We start from the raw sequence: 24,766 nt of genomic DNA, 5'->3' as shown, positions 1-24,766 counted from the left end.
AGAACGCTGCCGGAGCATTGGGTAACCGGCAGTACAGCTTCACAATCAGGTACTGATGGCACCATCATTGGAGAGAACTGGAAAAAAGAGGCTGGCTGAGGCAGTCTGAAGACCCACGCCTAAGCACGAGGTCTTGGAATGCCCCAGTACAATGACATGTTCGAACTATCGGTCGAGGACATTGATCTTATCGAAACCTCCTTGCGGCGCGCATTGGCTTCACTAGCTCATGAAGCAACCGGCGAGCTTGAGGCTGAAAGAATGGAGCGGGAAGAGTCACTACGCCGTATTCAGTCCCTGTTAGGCAGGCTTCATGACCAGAAGATTTTCTACCGGCCCAAAAGCGGTGTTTATGTGGGTGGATAAGATTGCGCACTTCGCCGCCGCGCCTGACGATCTGTTTGTTCAATGAGAACCCGCCTTCGCAATGGAGTCTCGAATACCGAGCCGGTGATGGCCGTTCGGCTGCCCCAAGGAGTTTGCTCGCGCAGCGCACGGTTAAGACACCTAGTGCGAACCTTGCCGGCGCAACCCACAGATGACAGCTATGACGGGCCGCACCACAGCATCAAAATCCCAGCTGGTTGTCGGCTTTGGGCCGAGTCCGCTTGCGGAATGCAAATAATCGTTTCGGCAGGTTTGTTGATTGACTCGCGTTCTCAAATTACTTGGTCATTCTTGTTTGACCAGAACATCCAAATGGCGGTTTAGAACTCTTGGGATGGACGGCTAAAACCTACTGTGATCCTATGCTGTCGCAGTTCATGGACATTCAATGCGATCAGCTTCGTATATTGTAGGTATTTTGGTAGCCATTGCCGCCAGCATTGGCCTTTATTTGGTTTCTTACCAGTATTTCGTTTCGGAGGAGCTTTCGAAAGCTCAGGGCCGGCTCTCTCTTTACCAAAGCTCGGTGAACAGCGAACTCGAGCGATTTTCCCACCTCACATATGTGCTGTCACAGGATTCCTTTGTAATTGGAACAGCCGAAGGGGACGGCACCGGAACTTTAAACCGACGCCTCGAGGATTTTGCGGCGCAGGCGGGGCTGGATGCGATCTACCTGATGGACGAAGACGGGATCACGATTTCCTCATCGAATTACCGCGACACTGGGAGCTTTGTTGGCCAGAACTACGCTTTCCGCCCGTATTTCCAAACTGCCATTTCTGGTAAACAAGGCCGCTTCTATGCCATCGGGGCAACGACTGGTCTGCCAGGCTACTTCATCGCCAACGCAGTGCTTGACGACGAGGGAGCTTCAACTGGCGTCATAGCGATTAAGATCGATTTCTCTAATCTTCAGGATAGTTGGAAAAACTCGGGTGAACAGGTTCTTTTGGCCAATGAAGACGGCGTCGTTTTGCTTTCTTCGAACTCGGATTGGCGATATCGCGCGTTGGCGCCATTGTCAGAAACTCAGCAAGAGCGGATTCGGGATGCTAGGCAGTTTCCGGGGCAAGACTTAGATGCGTTGGATTGGGTTGAGTTGCCTGGAGATCAGGCCAGAATTGCTGGAACGAAGCGCCTGCACCTTGCAGCAACGGATTTGCCCGATGGCTGGTCGCTTCACTATTTTGCAAGTGACGATCAGGCCGTAGCACGTAGTTGGCTTGTAACCGCAATCTTTGTCCTTTTAGCGGGGCTCGCATTTATCTTTTTCCAGATACAACGCGCAAGGCGCGTAAGCGCGGCCTTGGAGCGGTCCGAAGATGAAGAAGCAAAGCTGCGGGAGGCAAATGAAAGGCTCGCTATCGAAATCGACGACCGCAAGACAGCCGAGCGGAGCCTCAAACGCACACAAAGCGAGTTGGAACGCGCAAGCCGATTGGCGGCTCTGGGGCAATTATCCGCGTCGGTCACGCATGAACTGGGCCAGCCGATCGCAGCGATGCGCAATCACCTGGTGGCAGAAGAGATCTCATCTTCCGGTGAGTCCAAGCTACCGCAAAAAATTGGAAGTCTGGTCGACAGGATGGAAGGGATCACGCGCCAATTGCGGTTCTTCGCGCGCTCAGAGAGCGAGGCGTTCGACGACGTAGACTTATGCGCTTCGGTCAACGCCGCATTGGCTCTGGTTGCGCCAAACATCGAGCAGGGCAAGGTGAAAATCTCAGTTGATGCGCCGACCAGTCCGGTCTTTATCCGGGGCAGTGCACTGCGTATCGAACAGGTCATCACTAATCTTTTGCGCAATGCGATTGACGCGATGGACGAAGTGGATGCACCTGAAATCCATATCGCTGTCACAGCTTCTGATGATGAAGCAGTGTTGGAAATTCAGGACAACGGTCACGGGTTGGGTGAGGCAACGTTGGCTGAGTTGCAAGAGCCATTTGTAACCACAAGAGAGAGCGGGAAAGGCATGGGCTTGGGACTGGCCATTTCCACCAGCATTGTCAAAGATCACGATGGCACGATGACGGCCCGAAATCGTGATGGCAGCGGAACAGTTTTTCGTGTCACCTTCCCGATGGCGTCGATGACTGAAGAAATGAACGAATGACCCAGCAGCAACCTTTCAAAGTTCTGGTCGTTGATGATGACAAATCGATGCGACAATCGCTTGTCGAGTTGCTCGAAGCCGCCGGCTGGACTGTTAGCGCCCTGTCGCGCGCAACCCACGTGACGGAACATCTGGCCAACGCCTCGCCCGATGTCATTTTGTCTGATGTGCGTATGCCCGGCATGTCGGGACTTGAATTGCTGGCCAGCCTGGACAGGCATGTGGCGCCTCCGGTGGTATTGATTTCGGCACATGGTGACATCCCGATGGCGGTTCAAGCTATACAGGACGGGGCGTATGGGTTCATCGAAAAGCCATATGAGCCACGGCGATTGCTTACGGTGCTTAGGCACGCGGCTGAACAAAACCGAATGCGAAGAAGCAATGCCCGCCTCAAAGACCGGCTGTTCAAACTGTCAGGGCTGGATCGCATCCTGCTGGGGCAAACAGACGCTATTAAAGACTTGCGACAAGAAGTACTTGACCTTGCCGATACTTCGGTTGCGGTTTTGTTGCAGGGGGATACCGGCACCGGGAAAGAGCTGGTTGCCCACGCTTTACATGATTTGGGCCGCTCGCCGGAAGCACCGTTTCTTGCGCTGAACTGCGCCGCGTTGTCGGCCGATACGTTTGAAGCGGAAATGTTCGGCGTCGCAGGTGAATCCGACGGAAGGCTTGTAGCGGCATCGGGCGGGACCTTGTTTCTGGATGAAATCTGCTCGTGCCCAACAGCGGCGCAGGCAAAGCTGCTAAGGGTCATCGAAGATCAGCAGGTGCTGCCGGTGGGGGCTGTGTCGCCCGTGCCGGTAAGCTTTAGGGTCGTGTCAGCAACCAACGAAGACGTTGTACTGGCAGCCGAGGAAGGTCGCCTGCGTCAGGACCTTTTGTTTCGACTGAACACTGTTGTCCTATCTTTACCTCCGCTACGTCAAAGACGGGATGATCTGGTTCTGTTGGCAACGCATTTCTTGAACGAATACGCGCAGGTTTATGAGATTGACGCGCCAGAACTTGATCAGGACGATTTGGCCGCTTTGCTTGCACATAGCTGGCCCGGGAATGTACGTGAATTGCGCCATGTCTGCGAACGGCGCATTTTAGCGGCCCGACGTGGAGGAGGGTCGGTGGCGCAGGCTATCCAAAGCGATCAGCACTTCGACGAAGTGCCGGATACGCTGCGCGAAGCGGTGGCCGCTTTTGAACGTGAACTCATCGGCAAAGCCATCAAGGCGCACAAAGGACGCATGGATGCCGCCGCCGAAGCACTTGGGATCGGCCGCCGGACACTCAACGAAAAGATCGTTAAACTCGGTCTCGATAAAGAGGCGTTGTTGTAGGAGAAATCACTCTGCGGATATCCGCAGGGCCTCCGAAACTCTACGCGCATTTTCCTTCATAGGCAGGCTGCTGCGCATCATGAATACTTTGCCCAAACACATTGCGTGATCTGGGAGGAGCCATTATGCGCAAACACCTTAACCGGGCGGCGATTGCTGCCCTGTCGCTGACCTTTGCATCCGAAGCACTGGCCGTCGAATGGAACGTTTCCCTGTGGGGCAAGCGTCGCGCCTTTACCGAACACGTCGAGAAACTTGCCGAATTGGTGAACGAAAAGACGGGCGGCGAGTTCACACTCAACATCAGCTATGGCGGCCTGTCGAAGAACAAAGAAAACCTCGATGGGATTTCGATCGGTGCGTTTGAAATGGCCCAGTTCTGCGCTGGCTATCATCGCGACAAAAACCCCTCGATCACGGTTCTGGAACTGCCGTTTCTGGGTGTGACTTCGCTGGACCAGGAGGTCGACCTGTCGATGGCTGTCTACCAACACCCGGCCGTTGTCGAGGATCTGGCCCGCTGGGATGCTACGCTCCTGATGCCGTCGCCGCTGCCGCAGTACAACCTTGTTGGCGTCGGTGAAGCACCTAAATCACTAACCGATTTCGAAGGTCTGAGCGTTCGGGCGACTGGCGGCATCGGTAAAGCGATGGAGACTGTTGGGGCAGTTCCGACCTCGATGTCTGCATCCGAAGTGCGTCAGGCAATGGATAGCGGCATCGTCAAAGCGGTCAGCTTTGCGCCACACGCGCATATGTCCTTTGGCACCATTGAAAATGGCACGTGGTGGACGACGAACCTCAATCCCGGCACCGTCAACTGCCCTGTCGTGGTGAACACGCTGGCACTGGAAGATCTGTCTGACGAACACCGCGAAGCTCTGCTGGGGTCTGTGGATGAGGCACTAGATCACTACGTGAGCCACTACCAGACCAAAACGATGGAAGCGTGGGGCCCTGAGCTGGATCAACGCGGCATCGAACGGGTCACTTTCAGCGATGAAGAAATCGCAGCGTTTAAAGAAGCCGCTGCCGCCCCCGCGGCCGAGGCCTGGATTGCAGAAAACACCGAGCGTGGCCTGCCAGCACAAGAGCTTTATGACCTTGTGACTGGCAAGATCGCAAACGGGAGCTAATCCACTCACTGCCCGGCGTCAGCTTGATTGGCGTCGGGTTCTTTCTTTCCTGACAGCGGAGTACAAAGATGGCCGGGTCATCCCAGGTGCTGTCCGACGACAGCCGTCTCAGCATTCTCGATCAACATCTCTACAAACTGGAAAGCTTTCTGGCCCTGATCAGCGGTCTTGCAGTTTTCTCGCTGATGGTCATGGCCGTAGTCTCCGTTGGTGGTCGGAATTTCGCCAATGCGCCACTTCCCGGTTACGTGGACTGGATCGAGCAGGCCATGCCGTTAATCGCCTTCATGGGGATTTCCTATGCGCAGCGTGATGGCGGTCATATCCGAATGGACATGGTTGTTGGAGCGCTTAGAGGCCGGACGCTCTATATCGTTGAGTTCGTCACAACTGCTGTCATTCTGGCGCTGATCGTCTTGCTGATCTGGGGGAGCTGGGCGCATTTCGCACGCAGCTTTGACTTTGGTGCGCCACTCTGGAGCCGCGACAGCTCAATCGACATAGGTATCCCGTTGTGGCCCGCAAAGCTGTTGGCTCCCGTCGCCTTTAGCGTGCTTTGTCTAAGGCTTGTTCTGCAGCTCTGGGCCTATGGTCGCGCGATCCGGCACCCTGATCAGGCACCTATTGCCGTCCCGCTAATAGCCGATGCAGCCACTCAAGCTGCAATGGAAGCCGAGCACGTCTCGGGCCACGACAACTGAGGTTAAGTCTGATGGAACCCATTGATATTGGTCTGATCGTCTCGGGCGGTATGCTTGTTCTTGTGGTGTTGGGGATGCGCGTGGCGTTTGCCGCCGCGACAGCAGGCATGGTTGGTCTAATCTGGATCTTCTGGGCCAAGTTTGGTTATGACCCGGCGCGGTTCGGCAAGGCTGTGACTGTGGCCGTCAAAACAGCGGGGCAGGTGCCGCACTCCAAGATTTCAAGCCAGGCGTTGAGCCTTATCCCGACCTTCATCCTGATTGGTTACCTCGCCTATTACGCGGGCCTGACCAAGGCGCTGTTCGAAGCCGCGAAGCGTTGGCTGGCATGGGTCCCGGGCGGGCTGGCGGTTTCGACCGTTTTCGCAACCGCTGGGTTTGCAGCGGTATCCGGGGCCTCGGTCGCCACATCCGCTGTGTTCGCCCGTATCGCCATCCCCGAGATGCTAAGGATCGGCTACGACAAGCGTTTTGCTGCAGGTGTCGTCGCTGCAGGCGGTACGCTCGCCTCGCTCATTCCGCCTTCGGCCATTCTGGTCATCTACGCGATTATTGTCGAGCAGGACGTGGGCAAACTGCTTTTGGCCGGGTTCATCCCGGGCATGTTCTCGGCGGTAATTTATGGCTTGCTGATCATTGGCATGGCCGTCGTGATCAAAGGATTTGGTCCCGCGGTCACCGGATTTACATGGAAAGACCGTTTCCTCTCATTGCCGCCCGCATTGCCCATCGTGATTGTCGTCGTCACCATCATCTTCTTTGTCTACAACCCGTTCGGCGGAGATGCCTGGGGTACGCCAACCGAAGGCGGCGCAATTGGAGCCTTCGTGGTGTTCCTGATGGCACTGTATCAGGGCATGCGCTGGGCCGAACTCAAAGACGCGCTTTTGGAAACCGCCAAGCTAAGCGTCATGATTTTCACGATCATCTGGGGCGTTTTGGTCTACGTTCGTTTTCTTGGTTTCGCCGAACTGCCAAGCGCATTCTCCGACTGGATTACCTCGCTTGATATGTCTCCGATGCTAATCCTGATCTGTATTCTTCTGGCTTACGCTGTACTGGGCATGTTCATGGATGCGATAGGTATGCTGCTCTTGACGCTGCCGGTAGTTTACCCTGCCGTCATGGCGTTGAATGGTGGTGAAGCCGTAAGTGCAGCCGATAGCACCTTCGGTATGTCTGGGCCTATGTGTGCCATTTGGTTTGGCATTTTGGTTGTCAAAATGGCTGAGTTTTGCCTGATCACCCCACCCATCGGGCTGAATTGCTTTGTCGTAGCCGGCGTTCGTGATGACCTAAGCGTTCAGGATGTTTTTAAAGGTGTAACGCCTTTCTTTCTGGCGGATGCTGCGACCATCGCGATGCTCGTTGCCTTCCCCGCTATCGTCCTATGGCTTCCTGGTCAGGTTTGAATCACATGGGATGATTTTGGAGTGCGGTATGCCGGTGCAGCTAAGGCCTGCATCAATCAACTGCACTGCAGATTACATCACACTTGTTCAATGTCCGGTTTGGGCAGCCTTTGTTGGCGCCGATAGCTTGCCACAAGTCAGATAGTGCTGTGCACCCTAGGCCTGGAATGGGCCCAAGGCAGTCAATCGTTCGACTTTTTTGAAATACTCAAAAAAGTTCGCTGCCTATCAAAAAACGGGTGTAGCCTGACTTATGGAGTTTGGGGGAGAAAGTTGATGCAAACAAAGGACCCGGCAAATTCGGTAAGATACGCTCAGCGTGTAATTGTCTCTAGTTCCGCGTTGGGAGCCCTGGCATATTTGCTACTGCCGGGCCAAGCACAAGCTCAAAGCTCGCAAGCCTGCGTAGAATTAGGTTCTCCCCGGATAGAGTATTCATCCGGATCTGAAAGCACTCGCGTTAATCAAACAATCTCAACGACGGAGCGCACGTGTCTGCCGATCCCAAACGGACCCATTACAGGACTTACAATTGGAAACTCCTCGATCACGTCCTCAGGTGAAATTGAGTTGTATGTTCCTGGCCAAAATACCGTTTCCAGCAATGCTTCAGTTTTAACTCTTCTGAATGTTGATGTCGCCGCAGGCAGCGGAGACTTTGTATCCCGGGAAGCGTTGGCAACAAACATCAACGGGAAGCTCAGAGTGAACCTCATTGAAACTTCGATTGGTTCCGGCAGATCAATGACGTTCGCTCCCTTCAACGGCGCGAATATCGACCCCACGGAAGTCTACTTCCAGTCCGACCGCCCGCTAACCTATGACAACCTTACCGTTATGGGAGCGACCGAAGTAGTTTTTGGGGCCTACTATATTCAGACTCGGGTTGCTGAGGCTTCTGATTTCACACTGACGAATAGTTCGATTTCTTCAACCAGTGATCTGGCGATAGCGGCAGGCACGACTGTTCGGCTTGATGCAGCAAGTAGTTTGAACACCGTAAACTTTGAGAATTTTGGCACGTTGGCCGGCACGGGAACCGTGAACGCATTCAACTTCACAGTTAAGAACGGGGGGGTGCTTTCGCCGGGCTTTTCAATTGGTACACTTAATAACAGTGGCGGAATCGCCTTTGAAACTGGGTCAAGGCTCTTAAGTGAAGTCGATCCAACTGCCGGGCAGAAAGCTGACTTGGTGTCATCCAGCGGGCGTGTGACAGGGATTAACAACGCCACAATCCAAGTCGAAGCCGCTCGTCCCGGTCTGACTGCGCAAGACTATGCGGCCGGCAACAATTACACGGTCCTTCAAGCCTCGAGTATTGATGGAGATTCGCCAACACTTGTTGCAGGTGGATCTCTGCCGGCTTTGTCTAATCTGACGATAGCCAATACGCCCATCGCAGATGGTCAGGTCGACATTGCATTCACTGCACAACCGGTCTCAAGCTTACCGCAGAACCCGGCGGTTACCAGTTCGCCAAACGCCAGCAACCTCGCTGGAGCGGTTGCTAATACCACAAACACATCACCGGGGAAGGGGCTCAGTAGCGGTTCAACAATTGGTGCCGCTGTCAATACGCTCACCAATTCAGGTCTGGCTGGGTTTAATCGCGTGCATGCAGAACCCTATTCCTCCAACCTGACTATTGGGCTTGAGCAACTAGACCTGATAACAAACACTGTTCTGAGCCATGCTGACTGCCGCAAATATCAAGCAGTTGGTTTCAACAATCAAAACAGACCCGTTGCATCAGGTGGCATCGACACGGTCCGCAGCCCTAGTGGCGCAATCGACTGCTCTGATCGGCGCTGGTGGATCGACACGGCCTATGTGAGCGGGGACGTTGATGGAAGTAACGGCCTCGGGACATTCGACTATTCACTCGGCACTATTTTGGTTGGTGCTGATGTCTTCAGTTCGGAAAGAGGGGTCGTTGGCGTGTACGCAGGATTTGGGACGTCCTCCATGGATGAGCACGATCAAGTCGATCAGGACTTTTCGACAGACAGTTATCACGCGGGCTTCTACGGGCGTACGACAACCGGAACGTGGGAGTTCTCCGGGCTGATCGGTTACATGTTCGGTGAAACTGACGCCAAACGGAATAACCCGTCTGTAGATGGGTTTACGGGAGGCGAGGCAAAGTCGGATTTGGACCAAAAAGGCATTCACGCCGGTATCCAAGCACGGAGGCTGTTTAACCTGGACAGTGGCGCAAGAGTTTCCACGGTTTTCGGACTAAATTACGGGCGCATCCAACAAGGCTCTGGAACAGAAACCGGAGGCGGCGATTTCAACTATTCAATTGAAAAAGCGGATGCAGAGTCTTTGGTCGCTTCTATTGGCGTCGACTATCAACGGGACTTCTTGAGTGACAATGGCGTGCTGACCCCAATTGCCTTTGCTCGCTACGAGTACGACTTTTTTGCCAACAAGGATGGTGAGCATGAAGTCACTGTTACAAGCCCAATATTTGGGACATTTACACAAGTCGGGCAAAACCGAGGTGCCAACGGCTTCGTTCTCGGGTTGGGGCTAGGGTATCAAATATCCGAGCAAGCCAGACTAACAGCAGGATACGGCTATTCGGTACGTTCAAATGGTCAAGAACATGGCTTGGGGGCAAACCTTAGTGTTCGTTTCTGATTTCGTGACACAGTTGTTTCTTTTCTTACCCCATACTCGTTAACCACAGTTGTTGGAGCATTCATCGATGAGCCCTGCTGACGGCAGCTTTGTCCGCGCTCCCGAACTTCGCTCTTAATCAACTCATGCAACTGCAGCGAATGGCGGTTCGGACAGGCCAAAGCTGACCTTCGCGGCACCTGGAAAGCGTAGTAGCCGTCGAGGTGACGCGGGCATCCAATGTCGAGATTTCGATACATCCGCTAGACTGCGAGCCGGAGCATCCTATACAGCGCCGACTCGCCGCGGTCATGGTTGTCGCTGCCGTAACCTTTGGCGACGAAATCCAGTGGGCAATGGTTAAGGCGCCACTATCCAGCGATGACATCCTGTCGCTGTACGCCCAACCCCTCAATCCCCAGCTCCATTGTGTCGCCTGGCTTCAAATAGGTCTGAGGTTCTTGCCCCATACCGACGCCAGGGGGTGTTCCTGTCGAAACCACATCTCCGGGTTGCAGCGACATAAACTGCGACAGGTGCGAAATGACGGTTGCCACGCCAAAATGCATCGTTTTGGTTGATCCATCCTGATAGCGGTGCCCGTTTACCTCAAGATACATCGGCAGGTTTTGCGGGTCTGGCACCTCGTCTCGTGTCACCAGCCAGGGGCCGATTGGACCAAAAGTATCGGCGGACTTTCCTTTGACCCATTGACCCGAGCGATGAAGCTGAAAGTCACGTTCTGACAGGTCGTTTACAACGCAGTACCCGGCGACGTGGTCCATGGCTTCGGCCTCAGAGATGTATTTGGCCTCTTTGCCGATGACGACACCCAGCTCCACCTCCCAGTCGGTTTTGACCGATCCGCGCGGGATTTCCACCGTATCATTGGGGCCGACGATGGCGGAGGTGGCCTTGAAGAAAATCACTGGCTCAGCCGGAAGTTCCATTCCGCTTTCCGCCGCGTGATCGGCATAGTTCAGACCAATGCAGATAAATTTGCCGACATTGCCAACGCATGGGCCGATGCGCGGATCTCCATCTACCACCGGCAGGCTGTCCAGATCGATGGCACGCAACTTTTCAAGAACGGCGTCGCCAAGCGTGTCGCCCGAGATTTCATCGACAAAACCGGAAAGGTCACGAACCGACCCGTCAGAAGCTAAAATACCGGGTTTTTCAGCGCCTTTGGCACCATAACGTAGCAGTTTCATTAAAAGATTCCTTCCTGCTCAGATCGTCCAGCCGCCATCAATGGCAAAAGGCTGACCCGACGTGTATTTGCTGGCATCACTGGCCAAATACAAAGCCAGTTCTGCGATCTCTTCCGCGGTGCCAATTCGGCCCATCGGCTGACGGGCAATGAAATCGGTCATTGCCTGTTCGTAGTCTCCTGTGTCGCGCAGCCTCTCATGCAGACTGGGGCTGTCGACTGTGCCGGGACAAATCGCGTTGCACCGGATGCCTTGAGTTACGAAATCGGCGGCCACGGACTTGGTCAGGCCAATGACCGCTGCTTTTGATGCGCAATAGGCAAATCGGTTGGGTACGACTTTCATGGATGATGCGACCGACGACATGTTGATGATTGACCCACCGCCTGCTTCCAGCATTGCCGGAAGGGTCAATCGGATCAATCTGAACATGGCTTTGACATTGAGGTCGAAACTGAAATCCCAGTCCTTTTCGTTGCACTCAAGGATTGAGCCTCCTGCAACATAGCCCGCACAGTTAAAAAGAACGTCCAGGCTCGGCAGGTCGGCCGCAGCAGTTGTCACAGCCTCATTGTCTGTTACGTCCAGCTTGAGTGGCTCGATACCTGCGATACCACCTAATTCTGCAAGCGAAGCATCGTTGATGTCGCTGGCGATCACGCGCGCGCCTTCGGCTGCAAACATTTCAGCGGTTGCACGGCCGATGCCTTGCCCCGCAGCTGTGATCAGGGCGGTTTTGCCCGCAAGCCGGTTGGATGGTTCGAATGTCGTCATTGGTTGCCTCACAGTTTCTCGGGCAGAAGGTCGGTTGGGATGTCCTGATAGCAAACCGGCCGCAAGAAACGGCGGATCGACAATGTGCCCACGGAGGTCGCGCCAAAGTTGGTTGAGGCGGGGTAGGGGCCGCCGTGGACCATGCTGTCGCAGACTTCGACGCCGGTTGGGAAACTGTTGGCCAGCAGACGCCCCGCCTTTCTTTCCAGCAGCGGTAGCAGCGCCTGAGCATCGGGTTTGTCGGCTGCGTCCAGATGTAGTGTGCAGGTCAGTTGCCCCTCGATGGCGCGTGCAATCTGTTGCATCTGAGCGGTGTCTTTCACGCGCACGATGATGCCCAACGGTCCGAAAACCTCTTCCTGCAGCTTGTGATCGGCCAGCCAGTCATCGCCGGAAACTGCGAACAGGTACGGCGCGGCATCGCGCGTCTCGCAACTGGTGCCCATGATCTTGGAAACTCCTGTTCCGGCGGCGACGCGGGAAACGCCGTCCCGATACGCAGCCGCAATGCCGTCGGTCAGCATTGTCTGTTCAGCTACTGCGGATAGGCCGGTTTCAGCTGCTGCTTGAAACCCCTCGGCGTCGGGTCCGTCAATGATCACGGCAATGCCAGGATTGGTACAGAACTGACCGGCGCCCATCGTCAGCGAAGCCGCCCAACCTGCGCCGATCTCAGCCCCGCGCGCGGTAGCGGCTTGCGGTAAGATAAACATGGGGTTGACCGAGCCCAGCTCGCCAAAGAACGGAATGGGTTCATCCCTTTGCGCGCACTGATCAAACAGGGCGCGGCCGCCCGCCAAGCTGCCGGTAAAACCCACCGCCCGGATCAGCGGATGCTGCACCAGACGCGTGCCCGCATCCCGTTTGCCGCCCTGAACCAGCGAAAACACTCCGGGGTGAACACCGGTCGCCTTAATGGCGGCGTCGATGGCTTGCGCAACGATCTCACCTGTTCCGGGATGGGCGGAATGACCTTTGACAACAACGGGGCATCCGGCGGCTAGTGCCGCCGCCGTGTCGCCCCCCGCGACCGAGAAGGCCAGCGGAAAGTTTGACGCGCCGAACACCGCAACAGGACCCAGCGGGCGCTGTATCATGCGCAGGTCGGGGCGGGGTAGTGGTGCGCGATCCGGCATGGCCGGGTCATGGCGCATGTCCAGATAGTCTCCCGCTTCGATGTGATCGGCAAAAAGGCGCAGCTGGCCAACGGTGCGACCGCGTTCCCCTTGCAGGCGCGCCTCGGGCAAGCCGGTTTCCTGAGTACCGATCTCGGTGATGGCATTTCCACGCGCGTCGATCTCATCAGCGATCTTGCGCAGAAGCGCGGCGCGCTCGGTGCGCGAGGACCACCCGAAAGTGGCAAAGGCCGCCTCTGCCGCTTCTACGGCGGCGTCGACCATAGCCGCCGTCCCAACAGAAAAGTCATGGCTTGGTCCATGCGCAGGTTCTGACGCAAAAGTTGCATCTGCGCCGACCCATTCGCCAGCGATCAGGTGTTTTCCAGTCAACATATTCGTTCTCACTTACAGCATGCCGCGATGGGCGAGGTTTCGCATCAGGTGTGACGCTCCGAAGGTCCATTCGGGGCATTCGGTCGACAGGCGCACGGTGTTTGTCAGCGCTCCAAGACGGGTATTGGCGATGGTGACGACGTCGCCAAGTTTGTGTGTGAATCCACCGCCTGGGGTATCCCGGTCCTGGGTGGGGGCGAAGAGAGTGCCAAGAAACAGCATCAGGCCGTCAGGATATTGATGGTGGCGTCCGATTGTCTGCTTCACAAGATCGGCAGGATCACGACTGATCTGAGACATAGATGAGCTACCGTTTAGGATAAATCCATCTGGTCCGGTGACGGTCAGCGTCAGTTCAGCCTGACGTACATCGTCCAGTGTGAACCCATCATCGAACAACCGGATCATTGGCCCGATCGCGCAGGAAGCGTTGTTGTCCTTGGCCTTGCTCAACAACAGTGCCGAACGCCCTTCAACATCGCGCAGGTTTACATCATTGCCCAGCGTTGCGCCCTTGATCTCGCCTTGCGACGTCACGGCCAGAACAACTTCGGGCTCGGGGTTGTTCCAGGTCGAAACGGGGTGCAGCCCGATATCCGCGCCGAAGCCGACTGATGAAAGGACTTGCGCCTTTGAAAACACCTCTGCATCTGGACCGATCCCGACTTCCAGATACTGGCTCCAGAGATCCTCTGTGATCAGTGCTTCTTTGACTTCTGCGGCGGCTTTTGATCCCGGTACGATGTTCGAGAGGCTGTCTCCGATCCGATCTCCGATGCGCGCCCGGATTGCGTCGGCTTTGGCAGGATCGCCTGCGGCTTGTTCTTCAATCACACGCTCCACCATGGAACCGGCAAATGTGACGCCGCAGGCCTTAATCGCCTGCAAGTCGCACGGCGCAAGCCATTTGTGTTCGGCGTCCAAGGGGCCGATATCTTCACCTTGTGCTTTGCGCACATAATCCGCTGCATCTTCGCGTTCCAGAATGTCCCGGACGGTTGGTGCTGTTTTCGATGTAATATCGACAATCCGCCCATTGCGTTGGGTTACCACGCTGGGTCCAACGCCAGGTCGTTCAAGACGGCCGAGCCACAGCCCGTTAGGTTCCAATGTAGGTATGGTCATCTCAATCCCTGAGGTTATAGGCGCGGGTGGCGTTACCACCCATGATCGCCTCGCGTTCTGCGTTGCTCAGCTGGTTCAGCAGAGTTTCTGTGGTTTCACACCAGCGTTCGTAACTGCTAGCCAAGGTGCAAACCGGCCAATCGCTGCCCCAGATCAGACGCGACGGGCCGAAGGTGTTCAGCAGGTGATCCACATAGGGGCGCAGGTCTTCGATCGTCCAGTCTGAGGCAGCCTCAGTCACAAGGCCGGACAGCTTGCACCATGCACTGGTATCTCGGGCCAATGTTGACATGTCTTCGGACCAGCCGTCCAAGATCGCGTCTTTGATCAACGGTTTCGATCCATGGTCGATGACCACACGCATATCGGGGTAGCGTTCAAGAAGTTGCCCGAGCGGGCCCAAGTGCTGGGGTAACGTCAATGCATCGAATGTCAGGTCATGCCGTTGGACAGCCTCGAAAGCCGGTGACAGGGTATCGCCAAGCATCCACAAAGGATCAGCGATGTCCTGTATCATGGGGCGAAGACCGACCAGTGCCGGATGGGCGGCCAAAGCAGAAATCTGCGCGCCAACATCATCGGCTTCAAAATCAACCCAACCGACAACACCTTTGATAAACGCATTATGGTCAGCCAGCGAGAGCATGTATTCGGTCTCTGCCACGGTGGTTGCCGCCTGGACAAGAACTGTGCCATCGATCCCGGCAGCCTTAAGCAAGGGCATGAGATCGTCCGGGGTGAAATCCCGGTAGATCGTGTCCAGATCGGGCGTCAGCCAGCCATAGTCGCCGCGCGCCAAAGCCCAGAAATGCTGATGCGCGTCGATCCTCATTCGATGACACCCTTTTTCAGAATGATGTTGCCATAGAGCCTGCGTTCGCCCGTCTGAACGATGGCAAAAGCGTTGGCTGCACGGTCGTAGAATGCAAACCGTTCCAAGCTCTGAACCTTGGTTGGGTTGTCGGCGGTCGTGTCGATGATGCGCTGAAAATCCTCAACTGCGTCAGGAACTGCCTCCGGGTTGCCAACAACCTGCATAGTCAACGCGGGATCAGGCACGAAGGTGTCCAGGGGCATCACGGACAACACAGCTTGCAACACTTCATTGGCCGAAGATCCATCCGCCCGGATGCAGTCCGGCCCGCTGCTGGAACCCGGGAAATTCGCGTCTGCAATAACGATTTCATCCCCATGGCCCATGGCCCTGAGAGTATACAGAAGCTCCGGCGACAGGATCGGGTCGATGTTACGCAGCATCTGCAGCCTCGCTTGGCTGGGGCGCGTCCGGTCGGATCAGACCTTCGGATCGCAGATCCGACCACAGCCCCGGGGGAATGTCACGCTCCATCAAGGCCACATTGGACTGGACTTCTGCTGCGTTGACGGCTCCGGGAACTACCGTTTTGACGCAGGGATGACCCAGAACAAATTGCAGCGCTGCAGCGATCAACGGAGTGTTGTGTGCCGTGCAAACGGCCTCGATCTTACGGACCCGGTCCAGAATGTCTTCCGGCGCATCTGTATAATTGTACTTGGCACCAGGAACTGCTCCGGTTGCGAGAATGCCTGAATTGTAAGGCCCTCCGAGAATAATTCCGACATCGCGCTGCTCACATAGCGGCAGGAAACTGTCGAGCGCTTCCTGCTCCAGCAGGGTATAGCGTCCAGCTAGCAGGAACCCGTCGAAATCCCCCAGCCCAAGAAGCTTTTCGCAAACCTGCCATTCGTTTACGCCAGCACCGATTGCGGCGATTTCGCCTGCATCGCGCAATTCCGTCAGCGCTTTGTATCCCCCGCCGTCAAAAAGCTCGCGCACCTTGGCGTCAGACATTTCCTGGCTGCCCTGGCTGAAGACACAGACGTCGTGCACCAAAAGAATGTCAGAGTTGGCCACACCGATCCTGTCGCGGCTGGCCTCATAAGACCGCATGACCCCGTCATAGGTATAGTCGAACACGATCCGTTTTTGCGGTACGTCGACGAAGGCTTCGGGTGTCACTTCATTCGGTTCGCAATCCAGTAGTAGGCGCCCGATCTTGGTCGAAAGCTGAATGTTCTCACGACCGAACCGGCCAATCGCCTGTCCAAACCGATGCTCTGACCTGCCAAGCCCATATTGCGGCGCGGTGTCAAAAAACCGAATGCCTGCGTCATAGGCGGCCTGAAGTGCCGCCTGTGCGTCCTCGTCCGAGACTTTGCGATACAGGTTGCCCAACGGCGCGCCGCCAAAACCCATGCGGGTCAGGGGAACAGGCCGTGTGGTACGGTTGTTCAGTAATTCTGTCTTGGAAACGGTCATCCTGCCTCGCTATTCAGCTGTGGTGTGAGGTTGAACAGATGGGGCTTTTCCTGTTCCAGCTGTTCGATGCGCGGCATCAACTGCCCAAGGTGGGTGCGCATGGCGTCCTGGGCAGCCTGTTCGTCGCGATTGCTGATTGCCTCGAAAATGGCCCTATGCTCCGCCAGTGTCTCGGCTATCCGACCTGGGGTGGGAAGCAAAAGCATGCGGGCGCGGCTAACCTGCAATGAAACGGTTTGGGCGACATCCGCAAGGCGGCGGAAGCCCGTGAATTCCATCAGCAGGCCGTGGAACTCTTCATCGGCCTGGTAAAAGCCAGGAATATCTTCATCTTCGATTAGCAGTTCCTGCAGGCGCATGTTGCGGCTCAACCGCTTGCGCTGATCGTCGGTCAGATCGCGCGCGACTTTGGCGACAGTTGCGAGTTCAAGCGCTTCGCGCAGGAAGACACCTTCGCGGATCTCGTCCATCGAAAAGTAAGACACTCGGGTACCGGATTGCGGCACTACATCCACCAACCCTTCGGAGGCCAAGCGCGCGATAGCGTCTGCAACGGGTGCACGAGAAACGCCCAATCGTTCGCACACAGGAGCCTTCCGGAGATTTGCTCCGGGCGGGAAATCAAGCGACAGAATCGCCTGCTTCAAAGAGTGGTGTACCCGTTGTGTCAGCGGCCCTTCGATAGTCGTGATCTCGGGCAGCAGCGCGGCGTCAATATCATGGTGTTTGCTCATGCTCGGCAATTTAGCATTCTAACATGTTAGTTGACAAGTGGCGATTTTGAACTTAGCAACATTGGCCAAGCAAGCGGGGAAGTGATGCAAGCACATAGCGGCATAAATGTTTTGAAAGGCGCGGCGCGTGACGTCGTGAAGCTCAACCCGCAGGACAATATTGTCATTGCGCTGCGTGACTTGGAGGCAGGAGAGCAGCCCGCGTCTGTGCCTGTGCCGCTTGCCGCATCAGTGGCGAGAGGTCACAAGATTGCCGTGGAACCAATTCCCGTCGGTGAGAATGTCATCCGGTACGGCCAGATCATCGGGCAGGCCAAATGCGACATCGCACCGGGCGAACATATCCACGTGCACAACCTCGGTATGGGTGCGCATCAGCAAGACTATGCACATGCCAGCGCGAACGCGCCACTGCCAGCTCTGAACGAAGAGCGGACATTCGATGGCTACCACCGCACCGACGGCAAAGTGGGAACCCGAAACTACATCGGAATTCTGACCACCGTGAATTGTTCGGGGTCCGTGGCGCGTTTCATTGCTGAGGCGGCGGAAAAATCCGGGCTGCTGGACAGCTTTCCGAATGTGGACGGGGTGGTTCCGATTGTGCATGGGACCGGCTGCGGAATGTCCAGCAAGGATGAGGGTTATGCCACCCTGTTCCGCACCCTGTCCGGGTACGCACAGCATCCGAATTTCGGGGGTATCCTGCTGATTGGTCTGGGGTGTGAGGTCATGCAGGTCGCAGACCTTGTTGGCGGTCGTCCAATCCGCGCTGACGGTGCCCTGCGCTACATGACCATTCAGAACGAGGGCGGAACGCGGCGTACCATTGAACGCGGGCTGGAAGAGCTGCGCGGCATCGCGGAGTTGGCTAATCAGGCTGAACGCGCCCCCGCTCCGATCAGTGCCATTACGGTCGGCATGCAATGCGGCGGCTCGGATGGGTATTCGGGGATCACTGCCAACCCCGCGCTGGGGTTTGCTTCGGATCTGCTGGTGCGCCACGGGGGCACGACGATCCTTTCGGAAACCTCGGAAATCTACGGGGCAGAGCACTTGCTGACCCGGCGGGCCGAAACGGTCGAAGTTGGCGAAAAGCTGATCGAACGCATTCACTGGTGGGAGGATTACACCGCCCGCAACGGCGGTGAGATGGATAACAACCCAAGCCCCGGCAACAAGCGCGGCGGGTTGACTACCATTCTGGAAAAATCGCTGGGTGCTGTTGCCAAAGGAGGCACCGCAACTCTGCGCGACGTCTACAAATTCGGTGAAATGGTCGAGAAGCACGGGTTCGTTTTCATGGATAGCCCCGGGTTTGATCCGTGTTCGGTGACCGGACAAGTGGCCTCGGGCGCGAACCTGATCGTGTTTACGACCGGGCGCGGATCGGTGTCCGGATATCAGCCGACGCCCTGTATCAAGCTGGCCACAAACTCCGAGATGTATGCCCGCATGGCCGACGACATGGACCTGAACTGCGGTGACATCGTGACTGACGGGATCAGCATAGAGGCAAAGGGCGAAGAGCTGTTCGAAATGCTCATCCGCGTTGCGTCGGGGCAAAAAACCAAAAGCGAGGAACTTGGCTTTGGGGGCGTTGAATTCGTCCCCTGGCAAATCGGCGCGGTGATGTAATCGCGTTGGGCCCAAGGGAGAGGGGCACATGGGAGGGAAAATGAATAAATTGGTCGAAATGACGGGGATTGATAAGTTCTTCCCTGGCGTGCACGCGCTGAAATCCGTGCAGTTCGATCTTGAACCGGGCGAAGTTCACGCGCTGATGGGTGAGAACGGGGCTGGGAAAAGCACGTTGATGAAGATCCTGTCGGGTATCTATCAGCGCGATGGTGGAACGCTGAAGATTGAAGGGCGTGAAGTCAGCCCGACAACCCCCCGTGAAGCGCAGGATCTGGGCATCGGGATCATTCATCAGGAGTTGAGCCTGATGAACGATCTGACCGTCGCTCAGAACATTTTTATTGGGCGCGAACCGCGCAAGAGCTTTGGTCGATTGGACGAGGCGGCGCTGAATACGCAGACCACCGAAATCTTTGCTTCGATGAACCTCAGCCTTGATCCCAAGGCGTTGGTTGGCAGTCTGACCATCGCAAAACAGCAAATGGTCGAGATCGCCAAGGCACTGTCGTTCCGATCCAAAGTGCTGATCATGGACGAGCCCACGGCGGCCTTGAATGACGCAGAGATTGCCGAGCTGTTCGTGATCATCCGTCGCCTCAAGGCCGAGGGCGTGGGTATCGTTTACATCAGCCACAAGATGGACGAGCTCAAGCAGATCTCAGATCGCGTGACAGTCATGCGCGATGGGGAATATGTCGGAACGGTAGGGGCTTCTGAAACCCCGATCAGCCAGATCATCGCCATGATGGTGGGCCGCGAGGTCAAGGAAGAACCGCTTGAGGTGCCCGATCTGGGCGATGCTGAGATGTCTCTGCAGGTCACCGGGTTGAGCCGGAGCAACGAAATTCAGGACGTCAGTTTCTCGGTCCAAAAGGGCGAAATTCTGGGCTTCGCCGGTCTCATGGGTGCGGGGCGCACCGAGGTCGCGCGCGCCATCTTTGGAGCTGACACCAGAGATAGCGGAGAGATCCGGGTACATGGTCAGGTGGTGTCGATCAAATCACCCACCGATGCCGTCAAAGCGGGGATCGGATACCTTTCGGAGGACCGAAAGCATTTCGGCCTCGCCACTGGTATGAACGTTCGCGACAATATTGCACTTGCCTCGATGGATCTGTTCACAGGCGCAGGCGGGGTTCTGCATGATGGCGAAATCAGCGACACCGCGAAAAGCTACATCCAGCAATTGGGCATTAGAACGCCATCGGATGTGCAAGAGGTTCGCCTTCTGTCAGGCGGCAACCAGCAGAAGGTTGTCATCGCCAAATGGCTGCTACGTGACTGCGATATTCTGATTTTCGACGAGCCCACACGCGGCATCGACGTCGGCGCGAAATCCGAGATTTACAAACTGCTGGAAGACCTAGCGGGGCAGGGCAAGACGATCATCGTGATTTCGTCTGAACTGCCCGAGATCATGCGTCTTAGCCATCGTATCGCCGTGATGTGCGAAGGGCGACTGACCGGAATTCTGCCGGGCGGCAAAGACACCACACAAGAAGACATCATGCATCTGGCCACGCAACGCGTGGCTGCGATGCAGGTAACAGGGACAGTCCAATGACCACAGCAACCGACATCGAAAAGAAAAAGCCACTATCGGGCCTTGCGGACAGCGGCGCGTATCAAAAGCTGTTGGCCTTTGCCAGTTTGATCATTCTGCTAATCGGTTTTTCCATTGCTTCACCCAACTTCATGCAGACGTCGAACATGATCGCCATTCTTCAGGCGACATCAGTTAACGGCGTTCTGGCCGTCGCCGCGACGCTGGTTATCATTACGGGTGGCATTGATCTGTCGGTTGGGACATTGATGACCTTCTGCGCAGTGATCGCCGGTGTGGTGTTGACATATCTCGGGATGCCCTTGCTGCTGGGCGTTGCTGCAGCCATAGCCGCAGGGGCCTTCTGCGGACTTTGCTCAGGCACATTCGTTGCCAAAATGAAAATCCCACCCTTTATCGCCACGCTGGGGATGATGTTGATCCTCAAAGGTCTTTCGCTGGTTATCTCGGGAACGCGGCCAATCTACTTCAACGATACGCCGGGTTTCGACCTGATTTCGCGCGGGTCACTGATCGGAGAGGTTTTTCCGTCTCTGCCCATCCCCAATGGTGTTCTGATCCTGTTCCTTGTGGCTATCGCAGCCTCATACATTCTGGGGCGCACGGTTCTGGGCCGGTACACCTTTGCGCTTGGCTCCAATGAGGAAGCAGTGCGTCTGTCCGGCGTAAACACCGACATGTGGAAGATGCGCATTTACGCGCTCGCCGGCGCGATCTGCGGCATCGCCGGCATCTTGATCGCCTCGCGTCTGAATTCCGCGCAACCGGCATTGGGACTTGGATACGAATTGGAGGCGATCGCCGCCGTGGTGATCGGAGGTACTTCTCTGTCCGGCGGGCGCGGGACGATTCTGGGTACGCTCATTGGTGCCTTGATTATGGCCGTGCTGACCAACGGTTTGCGCGTGCTGTCCGTCGCGCAGGAGTGGCAGACCGTTGTGACAGGGGCAATCATCATCCTGGCCGTCTATGCCGATATGGCACGGCGCAAGAAATCCGGATGAACAAGCAACTAAATCAATAATCAAAACGACCAACTGGAGGAGAAAAACATGTTTTCACGTCGTTTCATTCTGGGGGCGCTGAGTGCAGCCACCCTGGCAGGACCCGCCTCGATGGCGGCAGCCGAAGAAGTTTACATCCCACTGGTTTCGAAAGGTTTCCAGCACCAGTTCTGGCAGGCGGTAAAGTCTGGTGCGGAACAGGCGGCTGACGAATTTGATGTCACCATCACCTTCGAAGGCCCAGACAATGAGACCATGGTTGACCGCCAGATCGACATGCTGGCTGCCGCTTTGGCCAACAACCCCAAAGCCATTGGTTTTGCCGCTTTGGATAGCCAAGCCGCAATCCCGCTTTTGAAGCAGGCCAACGAAAAGGGCATTCCGATTATCGCTTTCGACAGCGGCGTTGACAGTGACATTCCGCTTTCAACCGCGACAACGGATAACCTGGCGGCAGCCGGGCTCGCAGCCGACAAGATGGCAGAGAAAATTGGTGGCAAAGGCAAAGTCGCTGTTGTCGCGCATGATCAGACCAGCCGCACCGGTATTGATCGCCGCGATGGCTTCGTCAATCGCATGGCTGAGAAGTACCCGGATATCGAAGTTGTCACGGTTCAGTATGGCCAGGGTGACCATCTGAAATCGACCGAAGTCACCAAGGCGATCCTGACGGCGAACCCAGATCTGAATGGCATCTTCGGCACCAACGAAGGCTCAGCTATCGGTGTTGTGAATGGCGTTCAGGAGTTGGGTACCGAAGGCCTGGTAATCATCGGCTATGACAGCGGCAAAGCGCAGAAAGACGCAATCAAAAGCGGCCTGATGGCAGGTGCGATCACGCAAAACCCGGTGGGCATCGGCTATGAGACGGTGAAGGCAGCAGTCGCAGCTTTGAACGGGGAAGAGGTTCCAGGTCTAATCGACACCGGCTTCTACTATTACGACGCCTCGAACATTGACGACCCAAAGATCTCAGCCGTTCTGTACGACTAAGTAGAACCATTCACTTTGTCCGGCCTGCCATTTGGGCGGGCCGGACAACTTCATCTGCAGATTGTCAGGCGAATTGATACCGCGGCGTGCGGGGCGGGGCATTCGGGTCGCAACGCCGGCGTGCAACTGAGCTGCCGTCGTTTTTAGTGCATCGATGACAAATTCGGGCCGATCTTCGCGTGAGGCAATTTCCGAACGAAAACATGCCCCGGTCGGTGTCGGAAACACGGGTGTTGTGTGTGAGGCGACCACGAAAGCTATGTAGTTTAAGGCATGGGTGCCAAGCTTGCTTCAATGAAAGCAGGGAGGCCATAGCAACCGATGCTGCTCAGTTTGCGCACGTCAGCTTCCACTTCTCGAGTGAGGTATCGTTTGTGATCGCGGCGGCAAGTCGCCGCCGCAATCGAGCGCTCAATCCAAATGCACGACGGCCTCGACCTCGAAGAGCATGGGGTCGATCGCGAGTTTTGGTACAGGGACCAGCGTTTGCGCGGGCAATGTATCGCCAAACATCCGCACTACATTTTCTGTCAGCACACCCAGCTTCGACATATCGTGGTCGACCACGAACACGGTTAACTTAACAACGTGCCGAGGGAGAGCGCCGAGCGCGTCGAGGACCACAGCCAGATTGGCATAGGCCTGTTCGACCTGATTGCCGAACTCGGGTGATAGGTTGCCGGTTTGATCTTGTCCGCCCTGCCCTGAAACAAAGGCCAGCCGCCCTGCAGCAGGAGAGATTACTGCCGTGCTATAGCCGTTTGGCGTGGGATCATACAGATGTGGTGGATTAACGATGATCGGCAATTTGCTGACGGGTGTATTCTGATCTCGGGACGTCATAGTCATTCTCCTTGCTGAGTGGTCCGAGATCGACTTAGAACGCTATGGTGACAAAATTTGTCACTATAAGTGTTAAGGTGAATAAATGAACATCCGTCTCCGACATGATGCCATCGTGCGCACCCTTCGCCGTAACGGAACAGCAACGGTAGATGAACTGGCCTGTCAGGTCGGTGCATCCAGACGAACCGTATTGCGCGATATCGGTGCGTTGCGCGACCAGGGTTTTGTTATCCATTCCGAATGTGGGCGTGGCGGGGGCGTGCAACTTGATCCGCAATCCGTGCAGACCACCGCCCGTCTTTCGGTCGCAGAGGTGTTTGCTCTGCTCATCAGTGTCGCAGCAATGCGTGCGGCGCGCAGCCTTCCCTTCTCGGGCCTCGCCGACGCGGGACTTGCCAAGATCGAGAAGGCCCTTCCGTCCGACAAGGTGCGGGATCTGCGCAGGTTTCTTGACTGTCTGCATGTCGGACAACTTTCGCCCAAACAGGACATCTCGGACATGGGAAGTATTGACGCTGCGCTTTTGCCTGCCTTCGAAACCGCGTTTCTGCAACGGCAAAACCTGCGCTTCGGCTACCGGGACGCAAAGGGCGCGGAAACGAGCCGCGAAGTGGAACCGCAAGCTATGCTTATTTTACCGCCGCTCTGGTATCTCGTAGCCTGGGACCCCAGTCGTGAGGACTTCCGGCATTTTCGCATGGATCGGATCAGTCGCCCCGAGATCGTCGAGGGAACATCGTTCCGGAGACGCCATGTTCCGTTTGAGGACGATGTCTGCCCCTTCAACGAATTTCCGCGCTGAACACCATGAAAGCGTGAAGCCCGGGCGGCAGTGTTCCAGTATCTTAAATCATCAATAGCCCCAAAGTGGAGGAACGGGGTCCAAACACAATTCCTTTACCTTTTGCCGAGATACATTTTGGAACGTTTCGCTTCGACCTGCTTCTTCGTCAGCGCAACACGGATGATGCGCTGAAACCGAGGGCAATCCAGATGGTTTTCGGCGGTGCAATTCATGACATGGCGAAGGCCGTCCCGTAAGGCCTTCAGTTCCTTGATTTTCACGTCAATTTCATCCGCCTTTGCTGCCAGAACCGTACGATCCAGTTCGGGCCTGCCTTCTGACCCTATCGTCTCTTTGATTTCGCCGAGTGAAAACCCGGCGGTTTGTGCCAGAGAAATGAGGGATATTCGCGTCTTCACCTCATCCTCATAGAGACGTTTCAATCCCCGTCTACCCACCGACCGGATCAGGCCAACCTCTTCATAATAGCGGAGTTTTGATGGTGAAAATCCGCTTTCGCGAGAGAGTTCGGAAATGTCGAGCATGGCCTTGACCTC

Annotated in this window: 22 protein-coding genes; 12 read left to right on the top strand and 10 right to left on the bottom strand. The window is 56.0% G+C overall.

The window, feature by feature from the left end:
* Nucleotides 1–138: 138 nt before the first annotated feature.
* The 7 genes from ACR0AK_RS18295 (at nt 139) to ACR0AK_RS18265 (ending at nt 9,741) form a co-directional block, all read left to right on the top strand.
* Complete coding sequence (locus ACR0AK_RS18295; RefSeq protein ID WP_480794421.1) at nt 139–366, top strand: hypothetical protein; 228 nt, start codon at nt 139–141, stop codon at nt 364–366.
* Between the two features lie 409 nt (nt 367–775).
* Nucleotides 776–2,506: a sensor histidine kinase gene (locus tag ACR0AK_RS18290; RefSeq protein WP_480794420.1), complete on the top strand. Its 1,731-nt coding sequence runs from the start codon at nt 776–778 to the stop codon at nt 2,504–2,506.
* On the top strand, nt 2,503–3,843 hold the full coding sequence (locus tag ACR0AK_RS18285) for a sigma-54-dependent transcriptional regulator (RefSeq protein ID WP_480794419.1): 1,341 nt from the start codon (nt 2,503–2,505) through the stop codon (nt 3,841–3,843). The genes ACR0AK_RS18290 and ACR0AK_RS18285 overlap by 4 nt, the downstream gene beginning before the upstream one ends.
* A gap of 125 nt (nt 3,844–3,968) precedes the next feature.
* Nucleotides 3,969–4,979, top strand: coding sequence for a TRAP transporter substrate-binding protein DctP (gene dctP / locus ACR0AK_RS18280; protein ID WP_480794418.1), 1,011 nt, complete (start codon nt 3,969–3,971; stop codon nt 4,977–4,979).
* A 68-nt stretch (nt 4,980–5,047) separates the two neighbouring features.
* A complete protein-coding gene (locus ACR0AK_RS18275; protein ID WP_155148142.1) occupies nt 5,048–5,680 on the top strand; it encodes a TRAP transporter small permease subunit in 633 nt (210 codons plus the stop codon).
* 11 nt (nt 5,681–5,691) lie between these two features.
* Nucleotides 5,692–7,092 (top strand): TRAP transporter large permease, encoded by a 1,401-nt coding sequence (locus ACR0AK_RS18270; RefSeq protein ID WP_480794417.1) that lies wholly within the window; start codon nt 5,692–5,694, stop codon nt 7,090–7,092.
* A 570-nt stretch (nt 7,093–7,662) separates the two neighbouring features.
* Nucleotides 7,663–9,741, top strand: coding sequence for an autotransporter family protein (locus ACR0AK_RS18265; RefSeq protein ID WP_480794416.1), 2,079 nt, complete (start codon nt 7,663–7,665; stop codon nt 9,739–9,741).
* A 350-nt stretch (nt 9,742–10,091) separates the two neighbouring features.
* On the opposite strand, the gene ACR0AK_RS18260 is transcribed toward ACR0AK_RS18265, so the two are convergent.
* The 8 genes from ACR0AK_RS18260 to ACR0AK_RS18225 are packed head-to-tail and all read right to left on the bottom strand — an operon-like array spanning nt 10,092 to nt 17,377.
* Nucleotides 10,092–10,934, bottom strand: coding sequence for a fumarylacetoacetate hydrolase family protein (locus ACR0AK_RS18260; protein ID WP_480794415.1), 843 nt, complete (start codon nt 10,932–10,934; stop codon nt 10,092–10,094).
* An 18-nt stretch (nt 10,935–10,952) separates the two neighbouring features.
* Nucleotides 10,953–11,708, bottom strand: a complete 756-nt coding sequence (locus ACR0AK_RS18255; RefSeq protein ID WP_480794414.1) for an SDR family oxidoreductase — start codon at nt 11,706–11,708, stop codon at nt 10,953–10,955.
* Between the two features lie 8 nt (nt 11,709–11,716).
* Entirely contained in the window at nt 11,717–13,219 is a 1,503-nt protein-coding gene (locus ACR0AK_RS18250) for an aldehyde dehydrogenase (NADP(+)) (RefSeq protein ID WP_480794413.1), read from the bottom strand.
* A gap of 12 nt (nt 13,220–13,231) precedes the next feature.
* Nucleotides 13,232–14,344 carry a fumarylacetoacetate hydrolase family protein gene (locus ACR0AK_RS18245; RefSeq protein ID WP_480794412.1) on the bottom strand — a complete coding sequence of 371 codons (1,113 nt, stop codon included), beginning with the start codon at nt 14,342–14,344 and terminating at the stop codon, nt 13,232–13,234.
* Nucleotide 14,345: 1 nt separating this feature from the next.
* Complete coding sequence (locus ACR0AK_RS18240) at nt 14,346–15,176, bottom strand: amidohydrolase family protein (protein WP_480794411.1); 831 nt, start codon at nt 15,174–15,176, stop codon at nt 14,346–14,348.
* A complete protein-coding gene (locus tag ACR0AK_RS18235) occupies nt 15,173–15,601 on the bottom strand; it encodes an RbsD/FucU family protein (RefSeq protein ID WP_480794410.1) in 429 nt (142 codons plus the stop codon). Before ACR0AK_RS18235 ends, ACR0AK_RS18240 begins: the two co-directional genes overlap by 4 nt.
* The gene (locus ACR0AK_RS18230) at nt 15,591–16,643 is read right to left on the bottom strand and encodes an aldo/keto reductase (RefSeq protein WP_480794409.1); all 1,053 of its coding nucleotides are present in this window, start codon (nt 16,641–16,643) and stop codon (nt 15,591–15,593) included. The genes ACR0AK_RS18235 and ACR0AK_RS18230 overlap by 11 nt, the downstream gene beginning before the upstream one ends.
* A complete protein-coding gene (locus ACR0AK_RS18225; protein WP_170560623.1) occupies nt 16,640–17,377 on the bottom strand; it encodes a GntR family transcriptional regulator in 738 nt (245 codons plus the stop codon). The genes ACR0AK_RS18230 and ACR0AK_RS18225 overlap by 4 nt, the downstream gene beginning before the upstream one ends.
* An 84-nt stretch (nt 17,378–17,461) precedes the next feature.
* Here ACR0AK_RS18225 and ACR0AK_RS18220 point away from each other — a divergent pair, with 84 nt between their 5' ends.
* The 4 genes from ACR0AK_RS18220 to ACR0AK_RS18205 are packed head-to-tail and all read left to right on the top strand — an operon-like array spanning nt 17,462 to nt 22,579.
* On the top strand, nt 17,462–19,015 hold the full coding sequence (locus ACR0AK_RS18220) for a UxaA family hydrolase (protein WP_480794408.1): 1,554 nt from the start codon (nt 17,462–17,464) through the stop codon (nt 19,013–19,015).
* A gap of 40 nt (nt 19,016–19,055) precedes the next feature.
* Nucleotides 19,056–20,582, top strand: coding sequence for a sugar ABC transporter ATP-binding protein (locus ACR0AK_RS18215; protein ID WP_480794407.1), 1,527 nt, complete (start codon nt 19,056–19,058; stop codon nt 20,580–20,582).
* Entirely contained in the window at nt 20,579–21,586 is a 1,008-nt protein-coding gene (locus ACR0AK_RS18210; RefSeq protein WP_170560620.1) for an ABC transporter permease, read from the top strand. Before ACR0AK_RS18215 ends, ACR0AK_RS18210 begins: the two co-directional genes overlap by 4 nt.
* 48 nt (nt 21,587–21,634) lie before the next feature.
* On the top strand, nt 21,635–22,579 hold the full coding sequence (locus ACR0AK_RS18205) for an ABC transporter substrate-binding protein (protein WP_170560619.1): 945 nt from the start codon (nt 21,635–21,637) through the stop codon (nt 22,577–22,579).
* Between the two features lie 411 nt (nt 22,580–22,990).
* On the opposite strand, the gene ACR0AK_RS18200 is transcribed toward ACR0AK_RS18205, so the two are convergent.
* A complete protein-coding gene (locus tag ACR0AK_RS18200; protein WP_480794406.1) occupies nt 22,991–23,422 on the bottom strand; it encodes a RidA family protein in 432 nt (143 codons plus the stop codon).
* Nucleotides 23,423–23,507: 85 nt separating this feature from the next.
* Here ACR0AK_RS18200 and ACR0AK_RS18195 point away from each other — a divergent pair, with 85 nt between their 5' ends.
* The gene (locus ACR0AK_RS18195; protein ID WP_480794405.1) at nt 23,508–24,227 is read left to right on the top strand and encodes a helix-turn-helix transcriptional regulator; all 720 of its coding nucleotides are present in this window, start codon (nt 23,508–23,510) and stop codon (nt 24,225–24,227) included.
* Nucleotides 24,228–24,322: 95 nt separating this feature from the next.
* Here ACR0AK_RS18195 and ACR0AK_RS18190 read toward each other — a convergent pair whose 3' ends face one another.
* Nucleotides 24,323–24,754 (bottom strand): helix-turn-helix domain-containing protein, encoded by a 432-nt coding sequence (locus ACR0AK_RS18190; RefSeq protein WP_480794404.1) that lies wholly within the window; start codon nt 24,752–24,754, stop codon nt 24,323–24,325.
* Between the last annotated feature and the right edge of the window lie 12 nt (nt 24,755–24,766).

The organism is Ruegeria sp. BI12 (assembly GCF_056537985.1).
Note: the sequence above shows the minus strand (reverse complement) of the source record. Positions and strands in the feature narration are given on the sequence as shown.